Origin of the sequence: Bradyrhizobium sp. SZCCHNRI3043 (genome assembly GCF_032377735.1) — a bacterium.
GTDB lineage: Bacteria > Pseudomonadota > Alphaproteobacteria > Rhizobiales > Xanthobacteraceae > Bradyrhizobium.
In genome coordinates this window covers 587430-612852 of sequence record NZ_JAUHID010000001.1, presented here as the reverse complement: position 1 = coordinate 612852, position 25423 = coordinate 587430, and the positions used below count along the sequence as shown (strand labels likewise).

24 protein-coding genes are annotated in these 25423 nt (G+C 66.9%); 16 read left to right on the top strand and 8 right to left on the bottom strand.

Annotated elements, in window-relative coordinates:
* The first annotated feature begins 42 nt into the window (after positions 1-42).
* The 14 genes from QX124_RS02875 (at position 43) to QX124_RS02810 (ending at position 15048) form a co-directional block, all read left to right on the top strand.
* The gene (locus QX124_RS02875) at positions 43-957 is read left to right on the top strand and encodes a DUF1259 domain-containing protein (RefSeq protein WP_315796178.1); all 915 of its coding nucleotides are present in this window, start codon (positions 43-45) and stop codon (positions 955-957) included.
* Between the two features lie 265 nt (positions 958-1222).
* On the top strand, positions 1223-1891 hold the full coding sequence (locus QX124_RS02870) for a Crp/Fnr family transcriptional regulator (RefSeq protein WP_315796611.1): 669 nt from the start codon (positions 1223-1225) through the stop codon (positions 1889-1891).
* A gap of 89 nt (positions 1892-1980) precedes the next feature.
* Positions 1981-2184, top strand: coding sequence for a DUF2892 domain-containing protein (locus tag QX124_RS02865; protein WP_315796176.1), 204 nt, complete (start codon positions 1981-1983; stop codon positions 2182-2184).
* 69 nt (positions 2185-2253) lie between these two features.
* Entirely contained in the window at positions 2254-3141 is an 888-nt protein-coding gene (locus tag QX124_RS02860; protein WP_315796174.1) for an MBL fold metallo-hydrolase, read from the top strand.
* Positions 3142-3293: 152 nt separating this feature from the next.
* A complete protein-coding gene (locus QX124_RS02855) occupies positions 3294-3635 on the top strand; it encodes a hypothetical protein (RefSeq protein WP_315796172.1) in 342 nt (113 codons plus the stop codon).
* Between the two features lie 178 nt (positions 3636-3813).
* A complete protein-coding gene (locus QX124_RS02850; protein WP_315796170.1) occupies positions 3814-5928 on the top strand; it encodes a protein-disulfide reductase DsbD family protein in 2115 nt (704 codons plus the stop codon).
* Positions 5925-6563, top strand: a complete 639-nt coding sequence (locus QX124_RS02845; RefSeq protein WP_315736657.1) for a DsbA family protein — start codon at positions 5925-5927, stop codon at positions 6561-6563. The genes QX124_RS02850 and QX124_RS02845 overlap by 4 nt, the downstream gene beginning before the upstream one ends.
* 166 nt (positions 6564-6729) lie before the next feature.
* Positions 6730-7632 carry a LysR substrate-binding domain-containing protein gene (locus QX124_RS02840; protein ID WP_315736656.1) on the top strand — a complete coding sequence of 301 codons (903 nt, stop codon included), beginning with the start codon at positions 6730-6732 and terminating at the stop codon, positions 7630-7632.
* Positions 7633-7766: 134 nt separating this feature from the next.
* Complete coding sequence (gene kdgD, locus QX124_RS02835) at positions 7767-8711, top strand: 5-dehydro-4-deoxyglucarate dehydratase (protein WP_315796168.1); 945 nt, start codon at positions 7767-7769, stop codon at positions 8709-8711.
* A 69-nt stretch (positions 8712-8780) separates the two neighbouring features.
* Positions 8781-10136: a glucarate dehydratase gene (gudD, locus tag QX124_RS02830; protein WP_315796166.1), complete on the top strand. Its 1356-nt coding sequence runs from the start codon at positions 8781-8783 to the stop codon at positions 10134-10136.
* Between the two features lie 54 nt (positions 10137-10190).
* Entirely contained in the window at positions 10191-11639 is a 1449-nt protein-coding gene (locus tag QX124_RS02825) for an aldehyde dehydrogenase family protein (RefSeq protein WP_315778942.1), read from the top strand.
* Between the two features lie 225 nt (positions 11640-11864).
* Positions 11865-13406 carry a galactarate dehydratase gene (garD, locus tag QX124_RS02820; RefSeq protein WP_315796164.1) on the top strand — a complete coding sequence of 514 codons (1542 nt, stop codon included), beginning with the start codon at positions 11865-11867 and terminating at the stop codon, positions 13404-13406.
* A gap of 174 nt (positions 13407-13580) precedes the next feature.
* Complete coding sequence (locus tag QX124_RS02815; protein WP_315796162.1) at positions 13581-14375, top strand: class II aldolase/adducin family protein; 795 nt, start codon at positions 13581-13583, stop codon at positions 14373-14375.
* 94 nt (positions 14376-14469) lie between these two features.
* Positions 14470-15048, top strand: coding sequence for a hypothetical protein (locus tag QX124_RS02810; RefSeq protein ID WP_315736650.1), 579 nt, complete (start codon positions 14470-14472; stop codon positions 15046-15048).
* Between the two features lie 166 nt (positions 15049-15214).
* On the opposite strand, the gene QX124_RS02805 is transcribed toward QX124_RS02810, so the two are convergent.
* Complete coding sequence (locus tag QX124_RS02805; protein ID WP_315796160.1) at positions 15215-16663, bottom strand: PLP-dependent aminotransferase family protein; 1449 nt, start codon at positions 16661-16663, stop codon at positions 15215-15217.
* Positions 16664-16727: 64 nt separating this feature from the next.
* On the opposite strand from QX124_RS02805, the gene QX124_RS02800 reads away from it, so the two are divergent.
* Positions 16728-17450, top strand: a complete 723-nt coding sequence (locus QX124_RS02800; RefSeq protein WP_315796158.1) for a pyridoxamine 5'-phosphate oxidase family protein — start codon at positions 16728-16730, stop codon at positions 17448-17450.
* A gap of 177 nt (positions 17451-17627) precedes the next feature.
* On the opposite strand, the gene QX124_RS02795 is transcribed toward QX124_RS02800, so the two are convergent.
* Genes QX124_RS02795 through QX124_RS02765 form a run of 7 tightly spaced genes read right to left on the bottom strand, consistent with a single transcriptional unit; the run spans position 17628 to position 24224 of the window.
* Positions 17628-18674 (bottom strand): ABC transporter substrate-binding protein, encoded by a 1047-nt coding sequence (locus QX124_RS02795; protein WP_315796157.1) that lies wholly within the window; start codon positions 18672-18674, stop codon positions 17628-17630.
* Positions 18671-19843 carry an FAD-dependent oxidoreductase gene (locus tag QX124_RS02790; RefSeq protein ID WP_315796155.1) on the bottom strand — a complete coding sequence of 391 codons (1173 nt, stop codon included), beginning with the start codon at positions 19841-19843 and terminating at the stop codon, positions 18671-18673. The genes QX124_RS02795 and QX124_RS02790 overlap by 4 nt, the downstream gene beginning before the upstream one ends.
* Complete coding sequence (locus QX124_RS02785; protein ID WP_315796154.1) at positions 19827-21221, bottom strand: FAD/NAD(P)-binding oxidoreductase; 1395 nt, start codon at positions 21219-21221, stop codon at positions 19827-19829. Before QX124_RS02785 ends, QX124_RS02790 begins: the two co-directional genes overlap by 17 nt.
* A complete protein-coding gene (locus QX124_RS02780) occupies positions 21214-21507 on the bottom strand; it encodes a (2Fe-2S)-binding protein (protein WP_315796152.1) in 294 nt (97 codons plus the stop codon). Before QX124_RS02780 ends, QX124_RS02785 begins: the two co-directional genes overlap by 8 nt.
* Positions 21508-21511: 4 nt before the next feature.
* Entirely contained in the window at positions 21512-22306 is a 795-nt protein-coding gene (locus tag QX124_RS02775) for an ABC transporter permease (protein WP_315736643.1), read from the bottom strand.
* A 5-nt stretch (positions 22307-22311) separates the two neighbouring features.
* A complete protein-coding gene (locus QX124_RS02770) occupies positions 22312-23169 on the bottom strand; it encodes an ABC transporter permease (RefSeq protein ID WP_315771291.1) in 858 nt (285 codons plus the stop codon).
* Positions 23166-24224: an ABC transporter ATP-binding protein gene (locus QX124_RS02765; protein WP_315796150.1), complete on the bottom strand. Its 1059-nt coding sequence runs from the start codon at positions 24222-24224 to the stop codon at positions 23166-23168. The genes QX124_RS02770 and QX124_RS02765 overlap by 4 nt, the downstream gene beginning before the upstream one ends.
* A 179-nt stretch (positions 24225-24403) precedes the next feature.
* Between QX124_RS02765 and QX124_RS02760 the strand changes: the two genes are divergently transcribed.
* Positions 24404-25225 (top strand): IclR family transcriptional regulator, encoded by an 822-nt coding sequence (locus QX124_RS02760; RefSeq protein ID WP_315796148.1) that lies wholly within the window; start codon positions 24404-24406, stop codon positions 25223-25225.
* Positions 25226-25423 lie beyond the last annotated feature (198 nt).

Below are 25423 nucleotides of genomic sequence, written 5' to 3'. Positions count from 1 at the left end.
GCGACGGAACATGGGGCAGTGACAGACCAAAAGGAGCGAACGATGAGAAGCACGATCTGGAGTCTGTTGGGCCTCGGCGCCTGCCTCCTCGCACACGGCGCCGGACCGATCGTCTCGACGGCGCGCGCACAGGACACCGATTGGCAGAAGGTCGACGAGACATTGGGCCGGAAACCATCCGTGGCGGGAGACGTCCGCCGGTACGGCTTCCCGCGCACCGATCTCGCGGTGACCCTGGACGGCGTAACCATCAGGCCGGCGCTCGCGCTCGGCGGCTGGGTCGCGTTCAAGCCGGCGCATGGCGGCACCATGATCATGGGCGATCTCGTCCTGCTGGAATCAGAGGTCAATCCGGTAATGGCGAAGATGATCGCCGGCGGGCTCGAAATCAGCGCCGTGCACAACCATCTGCTCCGCGCGAGCCCAGCAACGTTCTACATGCATGTCGCCGGTCACGGCGATCCGGTCAAACTCGCGTCCGCCATCCGCGACGCCCTCGCCGACAGCAAGACACCGTTGACGATTGCGGCGTCGCCGACCACGCCGCCGCCGGCCATCGATCTCGATACGACACAGCTCGATCAGATCCTGGCGGTCAAAGGACAAGCCAATGGCGGGGTCTATCAGTTCAACGTGCCGCGACGCGATCCAATTATCGAGGGCGGACTATCCTTGTCTCCCGTCGCGGCGATGGGCGTCGCGACGGGCATCAACTTCCAGCCGACCGGCGCGGGCAAGGCCGCTGTCACCGGTGACTTCGTGCTGAGCGGGGAGGAGGTGAACCCCGTGATCCGGACGCTCCGTGCCCACGGCATCGAGGTCACGGCGCTGCATAGCCACATGCTGGACGAACACCCCCGCCTCTTCTTCATGCACTTCTGGGCGAACGATGATGCGATCAAGCTCGCCAAGGGTTTGCGGGCGGCGCTCGACAAGACGGCAAGCACCAAGAGCTAAGAGCAAAGAGCGAGGAAAGGCGCGGTCCGAGAGTGCGCGGGCCTTGCTCTGCCGGCAGGTGCGGCAACCTGTTGGTCTGGCCCGCCTGCAACGGCCACGCATGCGTGAGACGCCGATCGGTTGCAAGGCAACGCGCTGCCGGAGTCCATGCGAGCTCCCTCATGGTGCCGAAGATTAGGGACGGGGGGCAGATCCCGTCCCTCGACCCACGCGCGATCCTATGGCAAGTCTGGACGACGCCGATGTGGCGCAGCCGGATGTCGTGATGTCGTCGGAGCAGGACTGGACGAGCGCTTTCCCGCCGTTGCGACAACTGCCGGAGGAGATCTTCGCGCAGTTGCGCGAGGCCAGCCTCATTGTCGAGCTTCCGGAAGGCAGCCGGATTTTCGGCCCCGGCCAGGCGCCGGACTCCTTCCTGCTGCTGCTGGACGGGACCATCCGGGTGCAGCAGACGTCCGAGGCCGGCCGCGAGATCGTGCTCTACCGCGTCCAGGCGGGCGAAAGCTGCGCGCTGACCACGGCCTGCCTGATGGGTTACGAGGAATACCAGGCCGAGGGCATCGCGGAGACCCGGATCCGCGCCGTGGCGATCCCGCGCGCGCTGTTCGACCGGCTGATCGCCAGCTCGCGCGAATTCCGTCAGTTTGTCTTCACCGCGTTCAGCCGCCGCGTCACCAATCTCTTCCGCATCATCGAGGAGGTTGCGTTCGAGCGGATCGATGTGCGGCTCGCCCAGAAGCTTCTCGAGCTTGCCGGGGCAAAGCAGCAGATCGTTGCAACGCATCAGGATCTCGCCAACGAGCTCGGCAGCGCACGCGAGGTCATCAGCCGCCAGCTCAATGAATTCGCGAGGCGCGGCTGGTTGCGAATGGCTCGCGGAATCGTCGAGATCACCGACAGACCGGCGCTTGTCCAGCTGGCCCAGCATGGCTAGGAACCGGCGTCTCTTGGTGACTTAGTTACATACGCGCGCCGTATCCCGCTCTATCGTCTGCATCATCGCAAGCCAAAGGGGAGCGCGACATGACACAGAACATTGGCAAGATCGACCGACTGCTCAGGATCGTCGCCGGACTGGCGATCCTCAGTCTCACGGTCGTAGGGCCGCAGACCTTGTGGGGCCTTCTGGGCCTGATCCCGGTCGGCACCGCACTGATCGGCTGGTGCCCGCCCTACGCGATGCTCGGCATCAATACCTGCGGAACGAAATCCAGTCCGATGTCTTAGACCGCGCAGGACAACAAACGCGGCGTGGGCGGCGATGCCGCCCCGGAGCCAAATCGTGGAGCAGCAGCCATGTCCTATCCAATCGATCTCCGCGTGCAGCCGAAGGTGGCCGGATTTTTCGATCCTGACACCAGCACGATCAGCTACGTAGTGAAGGACCCGTCATCGCCGTGCTGCGCGATCGTCGATCCCGTCCTCGACATCGACTACGCGGCCGGCCGCATCAGCACCCGCTCCGCCGCCATGCTGATCGACTACGTGAAGATCAACGGCCTCCGGCCAGAGTGGCTGATCGAAACGCATGCGCATGCCGATCATCTCTCCGCCGCGCCCTACATCCAGGACAGGCTCGGCGGCAAGATCGGCATCGGCGAGCATATCCTGACCGTGCAGGAGACCTTCGGCAAGGTCTTCAACGAGGGCACGGAGTTTCGCCGCGACGGCAGCCAATTCGACCGGCTGTTCAAGGATGGCGACACCTATCAGGTGGGACAGATGACGGCCCTCGTGATGCACACGCCGGGTCACACGCCCGCCTGTGCCACACACGTGATGGGCGATGCAGCTTTCGTCGGCGACACCCTGTTCATGCCGGACGGGGGAACGGCGCGGGCCGACTTTCCAGGCGGCAATGCGCGCACGCTGTTTCGCTCGATCCGGAAGATCCTTGAAACGCTGCCGCGCGAGACCCGGCTGTTCATGTGTCACGACTATGCCCCCAACGGCCGCGCGGTGCGCTGGGAAACGACCGTCGGCGAGGAGCGGCTCCGCAACATCCACGCGCGAGACGGGATGACCGAGGACGAGTTCGTTGCGCTTCGCGAGGCCCGCGACAAGACGCTCGGCATGCCGCGCCTGATCATTCCATCGCTTCAGGTCAATATCCGCGCCGGACATCTGCCTCCCGCGGATGCGACGGGAAAGACATTCCTGAAGGTACCGATCAACGTGCTTTGAGAACCACTCGCTTTGCTCACGCGATACCGGCCTGGGCCGCAAGTTCGCGGCGTCACGAAGATGTCAGTTGCCAAGAGCGGCCGGTCTGCGCGACCAGTCCAAGCTGGAGCAGATGATCCAAGATGAGGCATGCTGATTTCGAGATGCCCGCGATGACACGCCGCCTGATGGCGGCGCTGGTCGCGCTCGTCTTGAGTCTGGCGCCTCTGCTCGGAACGTTCGAGGTTGCCACGGCAGACACCGGTGCCGGTGCCCCTCAATGGTCCCGAACGACCACGAGCGCGCCCAAGCCGTGCAGGAAGGCCGTCCTTCCGGGCATGATCAACACCTGTCCGTTTGCCGCGGCTGGTCTGACCGCCGTCCCGGCGAACGACAATCCTGCGGCACAGCCGGTTGCCGCCTCCCGGACGCTGTCCTGGCGCCCCTATGACGAGGCGCTGACGACGCAATGCTACGGGTCCTCGCCCTACCGTCCTCCCTGTCGCCACGCCTGACCGTTCCGTGCTCATCGGCTCACGGGCAGCGTAACGCCGTGACTTGAGCGAACGAATATCCAACATCGATCGCGGGTCACGCGGATCGGCTCGTGGTGCCCGTCTCTAGGCGTGCCTTGCGCCGGATCGCGCGGCGCAACGGCCACCGCAATGTGCGATCAGCGCGCGGGAGATCATCATGTCCATCCGTCATCTTGGCCGGCTCGTATTGCTGCTCGGCCTGCTCCATCTTGCGGCGACGACCGCCGCCGCGGGTCAGTTGCGGCCGCAGGCGAACGTCGACACGCGCCTGCTGGTCGGCGACATCACGCGAGCAGACGACCGCCCGGCCACGGCGTGGGCGGGACTGGATGTCAGGCTGGATGCAGGCTGGCACACCTATTGGCGCTCGCCCGGCGACGCCGGCGCACCACCGCAATTCGACTGGAGCGGCTCGCGCAACGTCGCCGATGTCACCGTCGAATGGCCGGCGCCGAGCCGCTTCAGCGAGCAGGATATCGACACGTTCGGCTATGCCGAGCACGTGCTGTTTCCGTTGCGCGTGCGGCTCGAGGATGGAGCGGCGCCCACACATCTCACGCTGAAGGCCGTGCTGTTCGTCTGCTCGGTCATCTGCACCCAGCAGGAGGCCGATCTCGAGGCCGACATCCCCGCCGTTACGCACCGGCCGAACGACCAGGCGCTGATCGACGAATGGCGGCAGAGCGTCCCGCGGGCGAGTTCGCCCGGACTTTCCATCACGGCGCTGCGCATCGATCGGCAACCAAAGCCGCAACTGCTGCTCGAAGCGCATGCGACGCCGCCACTGCACGCGCCCGACGTCTTCCTTGATGGGGACGACGCCGTGTCCGGCGGCCGTCCCCAGGTGAGCACGATGTCGGACGGCGGCGTACGGATCGCCGTGCCGGTGCAAGGCCTCGATCGGGCCGGTCCGGTGCAACGCCTGCGGGTCACCCTGGTCGATGGCGACCGATCGATAGAAGCCATGCTTCCGGTGGATGTCGATCAAGCTGCTCACGCTTCTGCGGCCAAAGCAGCCACACCGGCACCGCGTCCTTCGGCGGCATCGATATGGGCCATTCTCGGCGTGGCCCTGCTCGGCGGCTTCATCCTCAACTTCATGCCCTGCGTGTTTCCGGTGCTGTCGCTGAAGCTCGTTTCGCTGGTCGATCACGATCCCGCACACGCGCCCTCGCCGCGTCGGGCATTCCTGGCGACGGCGGCCGGCATCGTCGCCTCGTTCGTGACCCTTGCCATCATCCTGTCCGCGCTCAAGGCCGCGGGCGCCGAAGTCGGCTGGGGCCTGCAGTTTCAGCAGCCGGCTTTCCTCATCGCGATGATCATCGTGCTCGCAGCATTCGGCGCCAACCTGCTCGGCCTGTTCGAGATCAGCCTGCCGTGGTGGATCGCCGGCCGCCTCGGCAACGCTGCGAGCCGCAGGACGATGGCAGGTCATGCCATCAACGGCTTCGTCATGACGCTGCTGGCCACGCCGTGCTCGGCGCCATTCGTCGGCACCGCCGTCGCTTTTGCGCTGTCGCAGGCCGCGCCGCAGATCCTGCTGGTGTTCACCACGCTTGGGCTCGGCATGGCTGCGCCGTATCTGTCTCTCGCCGCGGCGCCGGGCCTTGCCGCACTCTTCCCGCGGCCCGGCCGCTGGATGCTGAAGCTGCGCGCCGTCGCAGCGGCCGCGATGGCGGCGACCGCGCTCTGGTTGCTGATCGTGCTCGCCGACATCAGTGGCCCCCCGACTGCGGTCATCCTCGCCGCTGCGCTGCTCGTCCCTGCGCTGATCACGGCGGCGCTCCGTTTCCCGTTGCGGCGAACGATCGCTGGAGCCAGCCTCGCCATCGCGACAGGTCTGGCGCTGACGGCAGCAACCTACATCAAGGCGCCGGACGGCAGGGACCGGGTGGCCGAGATCGCCTGGCAGCCGCTGGCTCCGGCCGAGATCGCGGCACAGGTGCGTGCCGGCCATACGGTCTTCGTCGACATCGGCGCCAGCTGGTGCGTCACCTGCAAGGTCAACGAAAAGCTCGTGCTCGACAGCACGGCCGTGCGCAGCCGACTCGCGTCGGGTGTCGTTTCCCTCAAGGCGGACTGGACCTCGCCCAGCGACGCGATCGCGACCTACCTCCGATCCTTCGGCCGCTACGGCCTGCCGTTCAACATCGTGTACGGCCCCGGAGCTCCCAACGGCATCCTGCTCCCCGAACTGCTGACGCCGCAGACCGTGCTGGATGCCATCGACACCGCATCGACCATCCCTCATCAGGAGAACGACAAGTCATGAACATGAAGGCCTTTACCGCATCGATCGCCATGCTGCTGCTGTTGACTGCGGCCATCCTGCCGCTCCAGGCCCGCGCCGAGGACGACGACACCGACATTCTGAGCGAAGCGCGCATCCTGCACGATCCCGCCATCCCCGCTGTCGGAAACGCCGATGGCGACATCACGATCGTCGAGTATTTCGACTATCAGTGTCCGTATTGCCGCAAGATCAGCCCGGAGCTCGCCAAGGTGGTTCGCGACGACGGTCACGTCCGTCTCGTCTTCAAGGATTGGCCGATCTTCGGCGGCGCCTCGATCTACGCGGCGCGTCTCACCCTGGCGGCGAGATATCAGGACAAGTTCGCCGAGGCCCATGAGGCGCTGATCTCGCTCAATGAGAAGCTGTCGGAGGCCAAGGTCGATGCGGCGCTCAGCGGCGCCGGAATCGACCTCGCCCGCGCCAAGGCCGACCTCGCGGCCAAGCGCGCCGACATCGACGCCGTGCTTGCGCGCAATCACGAGCAGGCCACGGGCCTCGGCTTCCGCGGCACGCCGGCCTTCATCATCGGCCATTTCCGCATCCCCGGCGTCCCCAATGCACAGGCTTTCAAGCAGGCCATTGCGGATGCCCGCGCCGCTGCGTCCGGCAAGTGAGCCGGCGCATGACGGGGGGGTCAAGCAGTGGCCCTGCCTGACGCCAACCGCCGAGTTTGGCGCGTCTGCCAAAGCCGCGGCCGGAGATCCCGCCAATATTCCCACTGCCCCCAATCGATGCTACCAAACTCGCACCACCGGCCCTATCCATGCCGAGGAAGCATCGATGTTCGACCTCAACCAGCTGCGCTGCTTCGTCACCGTGGCCGAGGAGCTGCATTTCGGCCGCGCCGCCGTGAGGCTCAACATGACGCAGCCGCCGCTCTCCAGGCAGATCCAGGTGCTGGAGCACATTATCGATGCGGTCCTGCTCGAGCGCACCAGCCGCTCGGTGAAGCTCACGCCGGCCGGGCGCAGCTTCCTGCCGGAGGCGCGGCGCATCCTGAAGATGGCGGAGAGCGCCGCCCAGGTGGCGCAGCGCATCGCCAGCGGCAAGAGCGGGTCGCTGAAGATCGGCTTCACCGCGGCCGCGGCCTACGGCTTCCTGCCCGACCTCGTCGCCGCCTGCCGAACAGAGCTGCCCGAAGCTGATCTGTCGCTGAAGGAGATGGTCTCGGGCGACCAGATCGAGGCGCTCGCCTCCGGCCAGATCGATGCCGGCCTGCTGCGGCCGCCGATCGCACGGCCCGAATTCGCCACCCGCCGCGTCGTCGCCGAGCCGCTCTGCGCCGCGCTGCCGCGCCGGCATCGGCTGGCCTCGGCCGAGACCGTGTCGATCCGTGATTTCGACGGCCAGAACTTCATCATGTATTCGCAGACCGAGGCGCGCTATTTCCACGATCTCCTGGTGTCGCAGTTCATGCGCGCAGAGGTGCTGCCGCGCTACGTGCAGCACCTGAGCCAGATCCACTCGATCCTGGCGATGGTGCGCGCCGGCCTCGGGCTTGCGATCGTGCCCGAAGCTGCCTCCAGCTTGAAGATCGCTGATGTCCGGCTGCGGCCGCTGAAGCTGCGCAACCCGACGCCGGCCGAGCTGTTCCTGGTCTGGCGGCGCGATCACGACAATCCCCTGCTGCCGGCGCTGGTCGAGCTGGCCGGCAATCTCGCCGTGCAGCAGGCGGAGGATTGATGCCGGCTCAGCATCAATCGATACCGTGATTGGCTTGGACCGGCATTGAACTTGGTCCTACGACAGCGCCCAGAGAATGCGCTCTGGCGCCCGTGCCGCGCCATTCCGTAAGACATTCGTGAAGGACCCGCACGATGAGCAAGATGACCCCGACGGAAATGGCTGCGAAGATCGGCAGCGGCCTGCTCTCCTTCCCCGTGACGCCATTCAAGGCCGACTATTCGTTCGACGAGGCCACCTATCGCGCCAACATGGACTGGCTTTGCGGCTATGAGGTCGCAGGCCTGTTCGCCGCCGGCGGCACCGGCGAGTTCTTCTCGCTCACCCCTGCGGAGGTGCCTGAGGTCGTCGAGGTCGCGGTGCACGAGACCCGCGGCCGGGTGCCCGTGCTGGCGGGTACCGGCTACGGCACCGCGATCGCGCGCGAGATCGCCATTGGCGCCGAGAAGGCCGGCGCGGACGGCCTGTTGCTGCTGCCGCCCTATCTGACCCATGCCGAGCAGGACGGCCTCGCCGCCCATGTCGAGGCGGTCTGCAAGTCGGTGAAGATCGGCGTGATCGTCTACAACCGCGACAACGCCATCCTGCAGCCTGACACTTTGGCGCGGCTGTGCGAGCGCTGCCCGAACCTGGTCGGCTACAAGGACGGCATCGGCGACATCGAGCTGATGACCCGGGTCTACACCAGGATGGGCGACCGCCTGACCTATATCGGCGGCCTGCCGACCGCCGAGACATTCGCCTTGCCCTATCTCGACATGGGCGTGACCACCTACTCCTCGGCCGTGTTCAACTTCGTGCCGGAGTTTGCCACCAACTTCTATGCCGCAGTGCGCAAGCGCGACCACGCCGCGATCCATGCCGGGCTGAAGGATTTCATTTTGCCGCTGATCGCGATACGCAACCGCAAGAAGGGCTACGCGGTCTCGATCATCAAGGCCGGCATGAAGGTGATCGGCCGCGATTCCGGCCCGGTCCGCCTGCCGCTGACCGATCTGACTGCGGAGGAGATGGCAGAGCTGACGGCGCTGGTGAAGGCGCTGCCAGCAGCGATGCCGTCGCGACAGGCCGCGGAGTAAGACTGCTACGCGCCGCCTCTCCATGAGGGGAAGCGAAGCAGCAAGAAGAGACGACGAGGGAGGAGCATGATGAGTCACGCAGCCACCAAGACCGGGATCTCCGGCGCGCCGGTCGTCACCGGCATGGAGGTCATTCCGGTCGCCGGCCGTGACAGCATGCTCCTCAATCTCAGCGGCGCGCATGGGCCGTTCTTCACCCGCAACCTCGTCATCCTCACCGACAATTCCGGCCACACCGGCGTCGGCGAGGTGCCGGGCGGCGAGAAGATCCGGCAGACGCTGGAGGACGCGAAGAGCCTGATCGTGGGCAAAAGCATCGGCGCCTGCAACACCATCCTGGCCGCGATGCGCACCGCTTTCGCCGATCGCGACGCCGGCGGCCGTGGCAAGCAGACGTTCGACCTGCGGGTGATGATCCACGCCGTGACTGCGGTGGAGTCGGCGCTGCTCGACCTGCTCGGCCAGCATCTCAGCCTGCCCGTGGCGGCGCTGCTCGGCGAAGGCCAGCAGCGCACATCGGTCGAGGCGCTTGGCTATCTGTTCTTCGTGGGCGACCGCAAGAAGACGGACCTGCCCTACGCGACCGGCGAGGGCGAAAAGGACGGCTGGTTCGCCCTGCGTCATCAGGAGGCGATGACGCCTGAAGCCGTCGTGCGGCTGGCCGAGGCGACGCACGACGCCTATGGCTTCGCCGATTTCAAGCTCAAGGGCGGCGTGCTCCAAGGCGAGGCCGAGATCGAGGCGGTGACCGCGATCGCCAAGCGCTTTCCGCAGGCGCGGGTCACGCTCGATCCCAACGGCGCCTGGTCGCTCGATGAGGCGATCCGGCTGTGCAAGGACATGCACGGCATCCTCGCTTATGCCGAGGACCCCTGCGGCGCCGAGGCCGGCTTCTCCGGCCGCGAGATCATGGCCGAGTTCCGTCGCGCGACGGGCTTGCCGACCGCGACCAACATGATCGCCACCGATTGGCGGCAGCTCAGCCATGCGCTGCGGCTCGGCGCGGTCGACATCCCCCTGGCCGATCCCCATTTCTGGACCATGCAGGGCTCGGTCCGCGTCGCCCAGACCTGCAAGGACAATAGCCTGACCTGGGGTTCGCACTCCAACAACCATTTCGACATTTCGCTGGCGATGTTCACCCATGTGGCCGCCGCCGCACCGGGCAAGGTCACCGCGATCGACACCCACTGGATCTGGCAGGACGGCCAGGCGCTGACCAAGGCGCCACTGCAGATCAAGGGCGGCAGGATTGCCGTGCCCGAGCAACCCGGGCTCGGCATCGAGGTTGACCGCGGCGCCATCGAAAAGGCCAATGCGCTGTACAAGAGCCACGGGCTCGGCGCACGCGACGACGCCGTCGCAATGCAGTATCTGATCCCCGGCTGGACCTTCGACGACAAGCGCCCCTGTCTCGTGCGATGACGGAGGCGATCGGTTAGATTGTCCGAGCAATCGCGCAAAAGTCTGGAGAACAACATGAACGCGATCCTCAAGAATTTCATTGCCGGCGAGTGGGTCGACGGCAGCGGGGTGACCCGCAACATCAACCCGTCCAACACCAACGACGTCGTCGGCGAATATGCCAAGGCCGACCGCGCGCAGACCGAGAAGGCGATCGCCGCCGCCAAGGCCGCTTTTCCGGCGTGGTCGCGCTCGACCCCGCAGGAGCGCTATGACGCGCTCAACAAGATCTCGGCGGAGATCCTGTCGCGCAAGGAAGAGCTCGGCCGCCTCTTGGCGCGCGAGGAAGGCAAGACGCTGCCGGAGGGCATCGGCGAGGTGGCGCGTGCGGGGCAGATCTTTGCGTTCTTTGCCGGCGAGGCGCTGCGCCTGACCGGCGAGAAGGGCGCCTCGGTACGTCCGGGCCTCGACGTCGAGATCACCCGCGAGGCGGTCGGCGTCGTCGGCATGATCACGCCCTGGAATTTCCCGATCGCGATCCCCGCCTGGAAGATCGCGCCCGCGCTCTGCTACGGCAACACGGTGGTGTTCAAGCCGGCCGAGCTGGTGCCCGGCTCGGCGCATGCGCTCTCCGAGATCATCGCGCGCTCCGGCCTTCCCGCCGGCGTGTTCAACCTCGTCGTCGGCTCCGGCTCGGTGGTCGGCCAGACGCTGCTCGAGCACCCCGACGTCGCCGCGATCTCCTTCACCGGCTCGGTCGGCACGGGGCGCAAGATCGCGCAGACCTGCGTGCTGTCGAACCCGATGAAGAAGTTCCAGCTCGAGATGGGCGGCAAGAACCCGCTCGTCGTGCTCGACGACGCCGACGTCAAGGTCGCGGTCGAGGCCGCCGCCAACGGCTCCTACTTCTCGACCGGCCAGCGCTGCACCGCGTCTTCGCGCCTGATCGTCACCGAGGGCATCCACGACAAATTCGTTGCCGCGCTGACCGAGCGGCTGAAGGGCCTGGTCGTGGATGACGCCGTCAAGCAGGGCACCCATATCGGCCCGGTGGTCGACGGCAATCAGCTCGAGCAGGACCAGCGCTATCTCAAGATCGGCCAGGACGAAGGTGCCAAGCTGACCTGGGGCGGCGAGCTCCTGAACCGGGAGACGCCCGGCTTCTACATGCAGCCGGCGCTGTTCACCGAGGCCACCAACACCATGCGCATCGCCCGCGAGGAGATCTTCGGGCCGGTTGCCTGCGTGATCCGTGCGAAGAACTACGACGAGGCGCTGGCAATCGCCAACGACACCGAGTTCGGTCTCGCGGCGGGCGTCTGCACCACCAGCCTCAAATACGCCTCGCACTTCAAGCGCAACAGCGAGGCCGGCATGGTGATGGTCAACCTGCCGACCGCCGGCGTCGACTATCACGTGCCGTTCGGCGGCCGGAAGGGCTCGAGCTACGGCGCCCGCGAGCAGGGCTCCTACGCGCGCGAATTCTACACGACGGTCAAGACGGCCTACACCTATCCGGTGTGAGACCTCGCCCGTCGTGAGCGCCGTCATGGCGAGGCGCGAAGCGACGAAGCAATCCAGACCTTCTGTTCGGCCCTGGATTGCTTCGCTTCGCTCGCAATGACGGAAACCAAGACCTGTAGGGTGGGCAAAGGCGCGAAGCGCCGTGCCCACCGACGGCTCGAAGACGAACGAAAGACGGTGGGCACGCTTCGCTTTGCCCACCCTACGGAGCAGCACGGAGCGAGCATGAACCAGCAGGTCGTCGCCAACCAAGAGCCCCGCATCATCAAGCTCAACGCACGCGACAACGTCGCGATCGTGGTGAACGATTTCGGCCTGCCTGCCGGCACCAAATTTCCCGATGGCCTGACGCTGAGGAGCTTCGTCCCGCAGGGCCACAAGACCGCACTGGTCGACATCGCCGAGGGCGCGCCGATCGTCCGCTACGGCGAGATCATCGGCTATGCGAAGTCGCCGATCGCATCCGGCGAATGGGTGGACGAGGCTCGCATCGACATGCCTGAGGCCCCTGCCCTCGATCAGCTCGAAATCTCCACCGCGGTGCCGGCGCCGCTGCCGCCGCTCGAAGGCTACACCTTCGAAGGCTATCGCAATCGCGACGGCTCGGTCGGCACCCGCAACGTGCTGGGCATCTCGACCTCGGTGCAATGCGTCAAGGGCACGCTGGAATTCGCGATCAAGCGCATCAAGAGCGAGCTGCTGCCGAAGTACCCAAATGTCGATGACGTCGTCGCGCTGACCCACGCCTATGGCTGCGGTGTCGCAATCACGGCGCCGGACGCCGTGGTGCCGATCCGCACCTTGCAGAACCTCGCGCTGAACCCGAATTTCGGCGGCGAGATCCTGGTCGTCGGCCTCGGCTGCGAGAAGCTCGCGCCGGAACGGCTGCTGCCGGAGGGCACGGAAGACTCGATCGTCCGCATGCAGGACGAGGCCTTCGACGGCTTCGGCGCCATCGTCGACGCCATCATGACCCAGGCCGACCGGCGCCTCGCGCAGCTCAACAAGCGCACGCGCGAGACCTGCCCGGCGTCCGATCTCGTGATCGGCCTGCAATGCGGCGGCAGCGACGCGTTCTCCGGCGTCACCGCCAACCCTGCGGTCGGCTTCGCCGCCGACCTGCTGGTGCGCGCCGGCGCGACCGTGATGTTCTCCGAGGTGACGGAGGTTCGCGACGCCATCCAGCTCTTGACCCGGCGCGCGATCAACGAGGACGTCGGCCGCGCGCTCATCCGCGAGATGGACTGGTACGACTCTTATCTGGCCCGCGGCGGCGCCGATCGCAGCGCCAACACGACGCCGGGCAACAAGAAGGGCGGGCTCGCCAACATCGTCGAGAAATCGCTGGGCTCGATCGTCAAGTCCGGCTCCGGTCCGATCCATGGTGTGCTGGCGCCGGGCGAGAAGGCCAAGCAGAAGGGCATGCTGTTCGCAGCCACGCCCGCCTCCGACTTCATCTGCGGCACCCTGCAGCTCGCCTCCGGCATGACGCTCCAGGTGTTCACCACCGGCCGCGGCACGCCCTACGGCCTCGCCGCCGCGCCCGTGATCAAGGTCGCGACCCGCAGCGAACTGGCGCGGCGCTGGAAGGACCTGATCGACTTCGACGCCGGCCGCATCGCCACCGGCGAGATGACGATCGAGGAAACCGGCTGGGAGTTGTTCAAGCTGATCCTCGACGTCGCGAGCGGCCGCATCAAGCCGTGGTCGGATCGCTGGGGCATCCACAACGATCTGACGCTGTTCAATCCGGCGCCGGTGACCTGAGGGAGCGCTCACCCTGCCATGCCAGTTGCCTCGCTCAAACCTCTCCCCGTCATTGCGAGCGAAGCGAAGCAATCCAGGGTCCCGACCACCATCCTGGATTGCTTCGCTTCGCTCGCAATGACGCGTATGTTGAAGCAACGAACCTAGACAACGAAGGCCGGGAGGAAGAGCCAGATGTCCAGCTTCAGCCGCTTCGCCGCGATTGCCGTCACCGCCCTCCTCCTCTCCGCCGCCCCCTCTCGCGCCGAAGACTCCATCCCCGGCGTTCCCCGCGAGCTGCTCGAGGACATCGCGACCGGCAGCCGCGTGCTCGCCGATCTCGGCGTCGTCGATGCCTTCGGCCATGTCAGTGCGCGGCATCCCACCAATCCGCGCCACTTCCTGATGGCGCGCTCGATCGCGCCGGCGCAGGTCACGGCCAATGACATCATGGAGTTCGACGAGAACGGCGAACCGGTCGATGCGAAGAACCGCGCCGTCTTCCTCGAACGCTTCATCCATGCCGAGATCTACAAGGCCCGCCCGGACGTCAACGCGGTGGTACACACGCATTCGCCCGGCGTCGTCCCCTTCAGCGTCAGCCGTACACCCTTGAAGCCGCTCTATCACAATGCGGCCTTTCTCGGCGACGGCGCCCCGGTGTGGGACATCGGCAAGGAGTTCGGCGCGACCGACATGCTGGTGCGCAACAACGCCATCCGCAGGTCGCTCGCATCCGCGCTCGGCGACAAGTCCGTGGTGCTGATGCGCGGCCATGGTGACGTCACCGTCGGTCCGGCGGTCCAGGCCGCCGTGTTCCGCGCCTACTACACCGATGTGAATGCGAAGCTTCAGGCCCAGGCACTCGGGCTCGGCTCCGATGTGACGTATCTCAGCGCCGAGGAGGCCGCCAAGGCCGATGGCGTCAACATGGTGATCATGGATCGTGCCTGGGTGTTGTGGAAGCAGAAGGTGCAGATTGGCAAATAGCGTCCGGCGACACCGACCTCATTTTGCCGCAAAGTTGACACATCTGTTGATCGAACCTTAATTCCTGATTCTCCCATCGGGCCTGACGCCGCGGATGTCCCTGCATTTTCCTCGCATTGTCGCCGTCGCGCTCGGCCTCTGCCTCGGCTCGTCCTGTCTGGCCCAGGCGCCGATGACGGCTGCCAGCACGTCTGAGAACAAGCCCGACATCGACCTCTATGCGCTGATGTCCGGCTCCTGCCGCACCGCGAAGGTCGATGGCCACGAATTTTCGTGCAAGACGGTGGCGTTCTTTCACAGCGAGAAGGGGCGGGCTCATTTCACCGTCGCGCTCGACGATCCGGCCGACGAGAGCCACATCATCGCATTCTCCGGCGTCAATGGCCGCAGGTCGATTCAGAACGTCTACGAGCTGCCGATCGACCGCATGCTGCTGAATTCCAAGCATCGTCCGAAGGTCGATGGCATTCCGGTGCCGGCGACGAAGAGCTCGGCCGGCGTGTGCCGTCAGGTCGGCAATTTCGCGATGCTCAAGGTCACGAGCGTGACCTGCTCCGCCAAGGACGACGGCGGCCGCGCCTATGAGCTGCAGTTCGTCTCCGACGGCACACCCATCACCTTGCGCCGGGTGCGCCAGACGATGACGAACGCCGAGCACAATCCCTACGAATGAACGCACCGCGGGTGCGACAATGCCCATCCGGGCCGCCTGACACGCATCTGTTCCAAACCACATCTCGCACAGCCATGAACATGAGGGCGCATTCTCGCGGCAGATGATGCCCGAGGCTTGCGATCCGTCTCGCCCGGCTCGGCCACACATACAGCATCGATGATGCTCAGCGCGGGCGCGCGGCAGCGCCCAGGATGTCCTGTGTGGCGCGACCGAGCCGCCTGGCGGCATCGGCGAGATCCTTCGCCGCAAAGCCCGAATAGCCCAGGATGAATCCGTCGGGCGCGCGCTGCACGATCCGCGCATCCGACAACAGCCGGCATTCGATGCCGGCCCGGTCGCGGATCAGTTTCGCTGCGCCCTTCGGCGCTGCGGGCGGCAAGGTCGCCAGCAGATGCAACCCTTGCGACGGCGCGGCCAGTTGCAGGCTTCCCTTGCCATGCCTGGCGAGCGCCTCGGCGACGACATCGCGCGCCTGGCGGTAGCGCGGGCGCAGCCGCCGCATGTGGGCCGCGAGCACGCCGTCGGCCATCAGGTCGGCCAGAGCGTCCTGCATGAAGGCCGGCGGAAACCGGTCCTGCGCCGCGCGCGCTGCGACGACCCGCGCGACCAGCGCCGGCGGCACCACGAGGTAGCCGAGCCGCAGTCCCGCGAACAGCGTCTTGCCGAAGGTGCCGAGATAGATCACGCGCTCACCGCCGATTCCGGCCAGCGCCGTCAGCGGCGGGCCGGCAAAGCGGTATTCGCTGTCGTAGTCGTCCTCGAAGATGTAGGCGTCCGCCCTGCGCGCCCAGTCGAGCAGCGCGATGCGCCGCGCCATGCTCATCGCAACGCCGGTCGGAAACTGATGCGATGGCGTCACGTAGGCGGCCTTGGCCGCCGTGTGCGCCGCCTCGCCCGAGCTCACCATGATGCCTTCATCATCGACGGGCACCGGGACCAGCTTCGCGCCGGTCGTGCTCAACGTATGGCGCGAGGCGACATAGCCGGGATCCTCGAACCAGACGGGATCGCCCGGCGCAAGCAACGCGTCGATGCACAGCCGCAGGCCATGCTGGGTGCCGCTCACGATCAGGATGCAGCTTGGGTCGCAGCGTACGCCGCGATTGGCGGCAAGGTAGTGCGCGACCTGGGTGCGCAGATGCAGGCTGCCGCGCGGATCGCCATAGCCGAGCTCGTCGGGCGCGGCGTGGGCGATGCGGCGCCGGCTGGCTGCGGCGAGCCGCCTCAAGAGCGCGGGATCGACCAGCGTGTAGCCGAGCGCGAACGGCCGGCGCGGCGGAATGCGAACATCCAGCTCGGCGACCGGCGCGGCGACCTGCGGTGCGGGCAGCCGGGCGGCGACATAGGTGCCGGCGCCGTGGCGCGCCTCGACCAGGCCATCCGACAGCAGCGCCTCATAGGCTGTGACGATCGCGTTGCGGCGGACGCCGAGCTGCTCGGCAAGCCCTCGCGTCGAAGGCAGACGAAGGCCGGGCAGGAGCAGGCCATCGACGATGCCGGTCCGCAGCGCACCGTGCACCTGCTGCGACTGGCTGCGGATGGTGCGGTCGAGGTGGATCGGCAGCGCCAGCACGTCGTCGCGGCGCCGCGAAGTGGTTGCTTGCTTTCGCATCGAAGTGGAACTCCCGGCAACCACTTTGCCATGGCATGACGTCGGCGGAAACAGGAGACTGACGATGTCCGAGCAACAGATGCCGAGCTATCCCGTCGACGACACCAACCGGGTCAAGCGGCGGCATCAGCGCGCCCACTACGATCATGCGACCGTCCATGCCCTGCTCGACTCCGCAACGCTGTGCCACGTCTCCTATGTCATCGACGGTCAGCCCTATTGCACGCCGACGCTGTATTGGCGCGAGGGAACGACGCTGTATTGGCATGGCTCGAGCGCCAGCCGCATGTTGCGCAGCCTGTCCGAGGGACAGCCGGCCTGTCTCACCGTCACCCATCTCGACGGCCTGGTGCTGGCGCGCAGCGCCTTCCATCACTCCGCCGACTACCGCTCGGTGATGGCGTTCGGCCATGCCCGGCTGATCGAGGATCAGGCCGAGAAGGCGCGCGCGCTGGTGATGATGGTCGATCGCCTGTTTCCCGGCCGCACTGCAAGCCTGCGCCCGACCACGGAGCAGGAGCTCAAGGCCACGTCAGTTGTGACCATGGAGATCGAAAAGGCATCGGCGAAGATCCGAGCGGCCGGCGTCATCGATGATGAGGAGGATTATGCGCTTCCGATCTACGCCGAGCGCATTCCGGTGCACACCCTGATCGGGCCGCCGGAGCCCGATGGCCGATTGCTGCCGGGCGTCACCCGTCCCGCGACGCTGTCAGGTTTCAGCGCAGGACGGCGGCTCGATGAGACGCTGACGGAGGCCTATGCGACGAGCTATCCGGCGCCCTAGTTCACGCACGGCAATGTAGGGTGGGCAAAGGCGCGCCCACTCGTTGCTTTTGCGACGTGCTGCCTGACCGCGCCGTGCCCACCATTTCACCGCGACGCGTGGCGAGTACGGTGGGCACGTCGCTTCGCACGATGCTTTGCATCGCGCGGAGCGCCTTTGCCCACCCTACGACTCTTCTCACCGCTCGATCATCCTGTTCCAGCGCGTATTCCACTCCGGGCGCCTGGCGTTGATGACGTCCCAGTCGAGCGTGACGGCGCTCTTCATGTAGCCGTGGAAGGTCGCGAGCTTCTGCTCGGCTGCCGGAGTCGTGGCTTTCGCGGTGGTGTTGGACGGCACGATGTTGCCGGCCGCCAGCGCCTTGGCCTGCGCTTCCGGCGACAGCAGATAGGCGGCGAGCTTCTGCGCCAGTTCGGCTTCGGAGTTGTTGGCGATGACGCATTCGGCGACCATCAGCACGACCGAGCCTTCCTTCGGCTGAGCATACTCCACCGGAATGCCCTTCTCCTTCAATGTCGACACCGCAGTCGGCGTCAGCGGGAAGATCGCGGCTTCGCCCGTCTGCACCATCTCGGAGATCTTGGCCGAGTTCGGGATGTATTCGAGCACGTTCTTGCCGATCGTGTCGGGAAACGCCTTGAAGCCAGGCTCGACATTGGCCTCGTTGCCGCCCTTGATGCGGTTGAACATCAGGAAGGCGTGCAGGCCGAAGGTCGAGACCGAGGCCGACTGGAACACGACCTTGTCCTTGAATTTGGGATCGGCGAGATCGAGCCAGGAGGTCGGCGCCGCCCAGCCCTTCTCGTCGAACAGCTTCTTGTTGTAGGCAAGGCCAGTCATGCCGATGTCGATGCCGGCGGCGATGTCGTCCTTGAGACGCGCGAACGGCTCGAGCTGCGCCAGGCCATCGCTCGGCTTCAGCTTCTCGCACAGCCCGAGACCGGCGGCGCGGATCATCACGCCGTCGTCGAGAAACATCACATGCATCTGCGGCCTGTCCTTGGCCGCGATTGCCTTGGCGAGGATCTCCGAGGAGGTGCCGGGCACGACGACGATCTTGACGTCGTTGGCCTTCTCGAACTCCGGGAACACCGCCTGCGTGTAGGTGCGCTCGAAATTGCCGCCGTTCATGCCGACATAGAGCGTCTTGGTTTCGGCGTGCGCGGAGGCGGTTGCAAGCACGAGTGCGAGGGCTGAGCCGAGCGCGGCGCGAGCATCGATCATGGCGAGGTCTCCTTCGATCCTGTCGTCATTGCTGCTTGAGATGCATCGCCCGGCTGCGATGCGGGTGAGAAACGGGTGATGGCGAAAGGGGCGATCGGCGTCGAGGTCTCGCCGTCGCGCACCAGCTCGGCCAGCACCTCGCCGACCCCCGGCGCGATCTGGAAGCCGGCGCCAGAGAAGCCGAAGGCGTGGATCAGTCCCGGCGTCGTCGCGCTCGGGCCGATCACCGGGTTGCGGTCGGGCATCGTCGCCTCGGTGCCGCTCCAGAACCGGATCGCCTGGGCATGGCGCAGCGGACCGAACAGCGCGCTGGCGCGCTGCATGATGGCAAGCACTCCGTCGCTGCGCGGGCGCGAATAGTCTGGATCGGACAGCGGCGCAGCGCGCTCGCCGCCGACCACGACATTGCCGCGCGCAGCCTGTCGCGCATAGATGCCGCCGCCCTCGATGCCGATGTTGACGCCGAGAAATGGATCGAGCGGCTCGGTCACGATCATCGACGGATAGGTGCGCTCCAGCGGCACCGGCTCGTCGAACGCGCGCGCCAAGCCGTCGGCCCAGGCACCGGCGCTGTTGATGACCGTACGCGTCTTGATGGCAACGTCGCCGGCCTCGACCACGAATCCCTCGAACGTCCTGGTGGCGCCCGTGACCTCCGTGTTCTCCAGCACCTCGGCGCCGGCGCGACGCGCCGCTGCGGCGAAAGCGGTGGCGACCAGCCGGGGATTGGCGTGGCCGTCGCCGGGGCAGAACGAGCCGCCGACGACGTCACCCCCGATGCCGAAGCGCTCGCGCAGTTGATTGTGGTCGATCAGCTCGAGATCGAGTCCGAATGGCGCGACATCCGTGGCATATCGCTCGAGGCTCGCCATGTCGGCCGCGCTGCGCGCGAGCTTGAGATGGCCAGAGCGCAGGAACTCGCCATCGATGCCGATGAGCTGCGCGAGCTGCGGCCAGATCGCATGCGCGCGCTGCGACAGCGGCAGTTGCTCGGGCGGGCGGCCCTGGCGGCGCACGCCGCCATAGTTCACGCCGCTCGCCTGCGCGCCACAGAAGCCCTTGTCGAGCAGCGTGACGGAGAAGCCCATGCCGCGCAGCGCCAGCGCGGCGGAGCTGCCGACCAGCCCGCCGCCGACGATCGCGACATCGCAGTCAATGCGCCGGGTCATGCGGCCTCTCGTCGAGGGATAGGCTCACGGCCAGCGGGATCGGCTTGATCGGCGCCTGCGCGCGCAGCCGGCCGACAGCGCCGATGTCGCGGCGCGTCTGCGCAGCCAAGAGCTCCGCGGCGGCCGCGCCGCACATGCGGCCCTGGCAGCGGCCCATGCCGATGCGCGTCACCGCCTTCAGACGATTGATCTCGGTGAGCGAGAAATCCCTGATCGCGCGCCGCGCCTCGCCGGCATCGATCTCCTCGCAGCGGCACAGCAGCGTGTCATCGGCGATGTCGCCCGCCCAATGCGATGGATAGGGAAAAGCGGCTTCGAGCACGTCGCGCAGCCGGTCGATCCTCGCAAGCGCATGTTCGAGGACGGCGGCGCGCATGGCATCATGCGGCTGGCCGCGATCCTCCAACAATGCCAGCGCGGCCCGCTCGCCGGCGGCTTCAGCGGCATCGGCGCCGGTAATGCCGGCGCCGTCGCCGGCGAGGTACACGCCCGCGATGCTGCTGCGGCCACTGACGTCGCGAACCGGACGATGCGCGCGGTCGCGCGCATCGAAGCGAAAGGCGCAGCCGGCGAGATCAGCAGCCTGAGTCTCCGAGCGCAGACCGAGGCCGTAGCCGACGCCGTCGCAGGTGATCGCGTGTTCGCGCCCACCGGCCCGATAGACGATGCGCGCCACCCTGCCCTCGCCCTCGATCCGGAGCCGGGAGACGCCGAACCGCACGCAAGTGCCGCGCAGCGTCAACTCCACCGCCATGCGCAACCCACGCAGCACGATGCCCGGCGCGAGCGGCAATGCGCGCAGCAGATTGAGCTTCGCAGACAAGGGCGCCGCGTCGAGCACGGCAGCGACGTCGACGCCGGCCTTCATGTATTGCCAGGCCACCAGATAGAGCAGCGGGCCGGAGCCGGCGAACACCACGCGCCGCCCGATCGCGCAGCCCTGCGCCTTGAGCGCGATCTGCGCGCCGCCGAGCGTGAACACGCCGGGCAGGGTCCAGCCGGGGATCGGCAGCACGCGATCGGTCGCGCCGGTCGCGAGGATGAGCCCGTCATAGCAGACCCGCTGGCTGATACCCCCACGCAAGATGTCGGCCGCGCCGTCGCGCAGATTCCACAGCAGCTGATCCGGTCGATAGTCGATGCCGGCGCCGAGCGCCGCAAAGTCGTGATGCAGCCGCGCGGCCTTCGGAGCCTCCGAGCCGTAGCGCGCGCGGTCATCGCGGCCGTCGGGGCTCAGCGGCTGGCGATAGATCTGGCCGCCACAGGCGTGGCCCTCGTCGATCACGACCGGCCGCAGGCCGGCGGCGACGAATGTCATCGCGGCGCGGATGCCGGCCGGACCGGCGCCGACGATCAGGGGCGGCGCGCGCTCAGCCATGGCTGCGTCCCCGCTGCGTGACGATGTGCATGCCCGCGGTGAGCGGCGTCGTGCAGGCGCGCAGCCGCTCGCCGCTTGCGAGCTGCACCCAGCAGTCCTGGCAGGCGCCCATCTGGCAGAAGCCGGCGCGCCGCGCGGCGGAGAACTCGCTGTGGCGCAGCCATTCGACGTGACAGAGCACCGCCGTCAGAACGGTGTCGCCGGCGCGGCCGTCGCAGGGCACGCCATCGATCGTGAAGGAGATGACGGCGCTGTCGGTGCGGACCAGGCGATGCAGCAGCGGCATGGTGTCAGCCCTGCCCGACGAGGATCTTGTCGAGACCGAAGATGCGGTCGAGCAGCAGCATCGCCGCCGCCGTCACCGCGATCATCAGTGCCGATACCGCCGCCATCATCGGATCGATGGACTCGGTCGCGTACATGTACATGCGCACCGGCAGGGTGACGGTGGCGGGCGAGGTGATGAAGATCGACATCGTGAGCTCATCGAAGGAGTTGATGAAGGCGAGCAGCCAGCCGCCGGTGATGCCGGGCAGGATCATCGGCACGGTGATGCGGCGAAATACGATCCAGCGCGAGGCGCCCAAGGTCACGGCCGCCTGCTCGGCGCTGCGGTCGAGGCCGGACAGTGCCGCCAGCACCAGCCGGAGCACATAGGGCGTGACCACGACGATGTGGCCTGCGGTGAGCCAGAGCAGGCTGCCGGTGGCACCGACGAGCGCGAACAATCTGAGCAGCGCCACGCCGAGCACGAGATGCGGGATCATCAAGGGCGACAGGAACAGCGCGTTCAGCGCCGCGCGGCCGCGGAACTCGTAACGATCGAGCGCGAGGCCGGCGGCGACCGCGAGCACGACCGCGATCGTCGCGGCTGTCGCTGCGACCCACAGGCTGTTGAGAAAGGAGGCAACGAAATCCGGATGCGCGAACACGGCCGCGAACCAGCGCAGTGAAAATTGCGTGGTCGGCAGGGTGAGTGTGTTCGCCGGCGTGAAGGCGACGAGGCAGATCACGATGAGCGGCGCCAGAACGAAGCCGACGACGAGCGCGTGAAAGACAAGCGCTATGGGACCATTGTGGCGCATGCCGCTCACCCCAGCGTCCGCCTGGCGCGCGCCTCGACCAAGCGCTGGTAGACAAGCATGATGACGAGGTTGATGACGAGCACCAGGATCGCGATGGCCGCGCCGAGCGGCCAGTTCAGCTCGTGCATGTATTCGTCATAGACCAGCGTCGCCGCCATCTTCAGCCGACGGCCGCCGAGCAGCGCGGGGATTGCGAACGCGGACGCTGATAGTCCGAACACGACGAGGCACCCCGACAGCAGCCCCATCGTCACCTGTGGCAACACCACCCGGCGCAGCGCCGTGAAGCGCGAGGCGCCGAGCGTCCAGGCGGCGGCCTCGACCATCGGATCAAGCTTCTGCAGCGAGGTCCAGACCGGAATCACCATGAAGGGCAGCATCACATGCACGAGCGCGATGACGATGGCGGTCTCGGTGTAGAGGATCCTGACGGTGCCGAGGCCAACCGCGCGGAAAGCCTCGTTCACGAGGCCGGTGGGGCCGAGCAGCATGCTCCAGCCGAAGGCACGCACCACGACCGAGACCAGCAGCGGGCCGATGATCGCGAGCAGGAACGCCGAGCGCCAGGGCTCGCGCATGCGCGCCAGGATGTAGGCCTCGGGCGCGCCGATCGCTGCGCAGACCAAGGTCGTCAGCGCCGCAAGCCGCAGGGTGCGCCAGAAGATATTGAGGAAGTAGCTGTCGGAGAGGATGGCGATGTAGTGCGTCAGCGTGGTCTCGTCCTTGACGCCGGTCGCGGCGTCATAGACGTGGAGCGACAGGATCAGCGTGAGCGCGAGCGGCACGACGACCAATGCGGCGAACAGCAGCGCGCCCGGCGCCGCCAATAACCATGGTGTCGCACTGGCGCGCCCGCTGCTCATGCCGGTGACGCTCCGTCCGGCTTGGACGCGTGCGCGCTGGCGCTGCTCCAGGCGAGCCCGACCTGATCGCCCTCGCGCGCCGGCTCCCCGCCTGCATTGGGCAGGGAGACGCCGATCACCCCGGCCGGGGTCTCCACGGTGAAGAACCAGGCGCTGCCGAGGAAGAAACGCGCCTTGATGCGGCCGTCGAGCACGCCGGCGCCGGGAGCGGCCAGACCGATCTTCTCCGGCCGGATCGCCAGCACGGCAGCCGCGCCCTCGGCGAGACCAGCGCCCTCGCAAGGAAGCAGCGCATGGCCGCCGATCTCGACGCCATTGTTGCGCCAGATGCCGGACAGTCGGTTCATCTTGCCGACGAAGGAGGAGATGAAGGGCGTCGCGGGGCTCTCATAGAGACGATAGGGCGCATCGACCTGCATGATGCGCCCGTGCTCCATCACCACGACGCGGTCGCTCATCGACAGTGCCTCGCTCTGGTCGTGGGTCACCATGATCGTGGTGGTGCCGATGCGCTGCTGGATGCCGCGCAGCTCGAACTGCATCTCCTCGCGCAGCTTGGCGTCGAGATTGGACAAGGGCTCGTCGAGCAGCAGCACCGGCGGATCGATCACCAGCGCCCGCGCCACCGCGACGCGCTGGCGCTGGCCGCCGGAGAGCTGGCGCGGATAGCGGTCGGCGAGGGCTGCGAGCTGCACCAGCGCCAGCGCCTGTGTGACGCGGCTCGCGCGCTCGGTCCTGGCCACCTTGCGCATCTCCAGACCGAACGAGACGTTCTGCGCCACCGTCATGTGCGGAAACAGCGCGTAGCTCTGGAACACGATGCCGAGGCCGCGGCGATCGGGCTTCTCGTGGGTGATGTCGCGGCCATCGAGCGTGATGCGCCCCGACGTCGGCTCGACCAAGCCGGCGATCATCTGGAGCGTCGTGGTCTTGCCGCAGCCGGACGGACCGAGCAGCGAGATGAACTCGCCCTTGGCGACGCTGAGACTGACATCGCTGACCGCAGCGACATCGCCGTAGAGCCTCGTCAGACCGTCCAGCGTCAGGAAACCCATGCGTCCTCGCGCGGGAGGCTCCCTTCGCCATCGGCAGGGATCGCCGCCCTGGGGCTCTTTCATGCCGGGGAGCGAACCAGATGGTCAATCGTGAATTCCGATATCCTGAATTTATCTCTTTCAAATTTTGATATATGAAATCTTATCTTCAAACTGCGCGCTCCCATTCAATCAAACAGATGACTGCATCCGACACCGACTCTGCCTCCAGCCTTCGCCGGGCCCTGAAGCTGCTGCGCATTCTCGCCGAGGGCGTCCCCGACGGGCTGCGGCTGAAGGACATCGCCGAGGTCGCGGGCTGCAGCCAGCCGACCGCGCACCGCATGCTGCAGGACCTCGCCGCGGAGGGTTTCGCCGAGCAGGCGGCCGGAAAGCGCTATCGCCTCGCGCTGGAATTCTACGTGCTCGCCGCGCGCGCCGGCCAGGCCAGCGGCCTGCGCGAGGCCGCGCGGCCGGCTTTGCTGCGGCTGTCGGCGACCCTGAGCGACACGATCTTCCTGCTGGTGCGCAACGGCTTCGATGCGGTCTGCCTCGACCGCGTCGAGGGTCCGTTTCCGATCCGCTCCTTCACCGGCGACATCGGCGGCAAGGTGCCGCTCGGACTCGGCCAGGGCAGCCTCGCCATTCTCGCCAACCTGCCCGAGGACGAGCAGGAGGCGGTGATCCGCTTCAACATCCCGCGCCTGCTCGATCGCGGCTTCCTCGACGAAGCCTCGCTGCGCAGTGCGCTGGCGCAGGCGCGCGCGCAGGGCTGGGTCAACACCAGCACCGGGCTCATTCCCGGCATGGCCGGCGTCGGCGTGCCTGTGCTGGACGCGCAGGGCCGCGCCGTCGCGGCGCTCAGTGTCGGCACGCTGGCCGAACGGCTGAACGCCGATCGCCTGCCGCATGTGGTCAAGATCCTGCAGGGCGAGGCGCAGGCGCTGGCCGGCAAGCTCAACCCGTTCGACGTGGCTCTGCGCTATCCGTCACGCAGTCTGAGCACGATCGGGGGAAGTTGACCTTCTGCATCACAACCACCGTCATTCCGGGGCAAGGCCGAGAGGCCTTGAACCCGGAATCTCGATGTTGTCTTGCATCCACTCTCAACAATTTCGAGATTCCGGGTTCAATCGCCAACGCGGAGCCGCTTCGCACCTTCGCATTGACGATTGCCCCGGAATGACGGTGGAAGCGTAACGAGTCCGCCCCCTAGCGCA

Bases quoted from the DNA above. Each gene is read 5' to 3' on its own strand.
- QX124_RS02875 (WP_315796178.1), top strand. From the start codon at position 43: ATGAGAAGCACGATCTGGAGTCTGTTGGGCCTCGGCGCCTGCCTCCTC.
- QX124_RS02870 (WP_315796611.1), top strand. From the start codon at position 1,223: ATGTCGTCGGAGCAGGACTGGACGAGCGCTTTCCCGCCGTTGCGACAA.
- QX124_RS02865 (WP_315796176.1), top strand. From the start codon at position 1,981: ATGACACAGAACATTGGCAAGATCGACCGACTGCTCAGGATCGTCGCC.
- QX124_RS02860 (WP_315796174.1), top strand. From the start codon at position 2,254: ATGTCCTATCCAATCGATCTCCGCGTGCAGCCGAAGGTGGCCGGATTT.
- QX124_RS02855 (WP_315796172.1), top strand. From the start codon at position 3,294: ATGACACGCCGCCTGATGGCGGCGCTGGTCGCGCTCGTCTTGAGTCTG.
- QX124_RS02850 (WP_315796170.1), top strand. From the start codon at position 3,814: ATGTCCATCCGTCATCTTGGCCGGCTCGTATTGCTGCTCGGCCTGCTC.
- QX124_RS02845 (WP_315736657.1), top strand. From the start codon at position 5,925: ATGAACATGAAGGCCTTTACCGCATCGATCGCCATGCTGCTGCTGTTG.
- QX124_RS02840 (WP_315736656.1), top strand. From the start codon at position 6,730: ATGTTCGACCTCAACCAGCTGCGCTGCTTCGTCACCGTGGCCGAGGAG.
- kdgD (WP_315796168.1), top strand. From the start codon at position 7,767: ATGAGCAAGATGACCCCGACGGAAATGGCTGCGAAGATCGGCAGCGGC.
- gudD (WP_315796166.1), top strand. From the start codon at position 8,781: ATGAGTCACGCAGCCACCAAGACCGGGATCTCCGGCGCGCCGGTCGTC.
- QX124_RS02825 (WP_315778942.1), top strand. From the start codon at position 10,191: ATGAACGCGATCCTCAAGAATTTCATTGCCGGCGAGTGGGTCGACGGC.
- garD (WP_315796164.1), top strand. From the start codon at position 11,865: ATGAACCAGCAGGTCGTCGCCAACCAAGAGCCCCGCATCATCAAGCTC.
- QX124_RS02815 (WP_315796162.1), top strand. From the start codon at position 13,581: ATGTCCAGCTTCAGCCGCTTCGCCGCGATTGCCGTCACCGCCCTCCTC.
- QX124_RS02810 (WP_315736650.1), top strand. From the start codon at position 14,470: ATGTCCCTGCATTTTCCTCGCATTGTCGCCGTCGCGCTCGGCCTCTGC.
- QX124_RS02805 (WP_315796160.1), bottom strand. From the start codon at position 16,663: ATGCGAAAGCAAGCAACCACTTCGCGGCGCCGCGACGACGTGCTGGCG.
- QX124_RS02800 (WP_315796158.1), top strand. From the start codon at position 16,728: ATGTCCGAGCAACAGATGCCGAGCTATCCCGTCGACGACACCAACCGG.
- QX124_RS02795 (WP_315796157.1), bottom strand. From the start codon at position 18,674: ATGATCGATGCTCGCGCCGCGCTCGGCTCAGCCCTCGCACTCGTGCTT.
- QX124_RS02790 (WP_315796155.1), bottom strand. From the start codon at position 19,843: ATGACCCGGCGCATTGACTGCGATGTCGCGATCGTCGGCGGCGGGCTG.
- QX124_RS02785 (WP_315796154.1), bottom strand. From the start codon at position 21,221: ATGGCTGAGCGCGCGCCGCCCCTGATCGTCGGCGCCGGTCCGGCCGGC.
- QX124_RS02780 (WP_315796152.1), bottom strand. From the start codon at position 21,507: ATGCCGCTGCTGCATCGCCTGGTCCGCACCGACAGCGCCGTCATCTCC.
- QX124_RS02775 (WP_315736643.1), bottom strand. From the start codon at position 22,306: ATGCGCCACAATGGTCCCATAGCGCTTGTCTTTCACGCGCTCGTCGTC.
- QX124_RS02770 (WP_315771291.1), bottom strand. From the start codon at position 23,169: ATGAGCAGCGGGCGCGCCAGTGCGACACCATGGTTATTGGCGGCGCCG.
- QX124_RS02765 (WP_315796150.1), bottom strand. From the start codon at position 24,224: ATGGGTTTCCTGACGCTGGACGGTCTGACGAGGCTCTACGGCGATGTC.
- QX124_RS02760 (WP_315796148.1), top strand. From the start codon at position 24,404: ATGACTGCATCCGACACCGACTCTGCCTCCAGCCTTCGCCGGGCCCTG.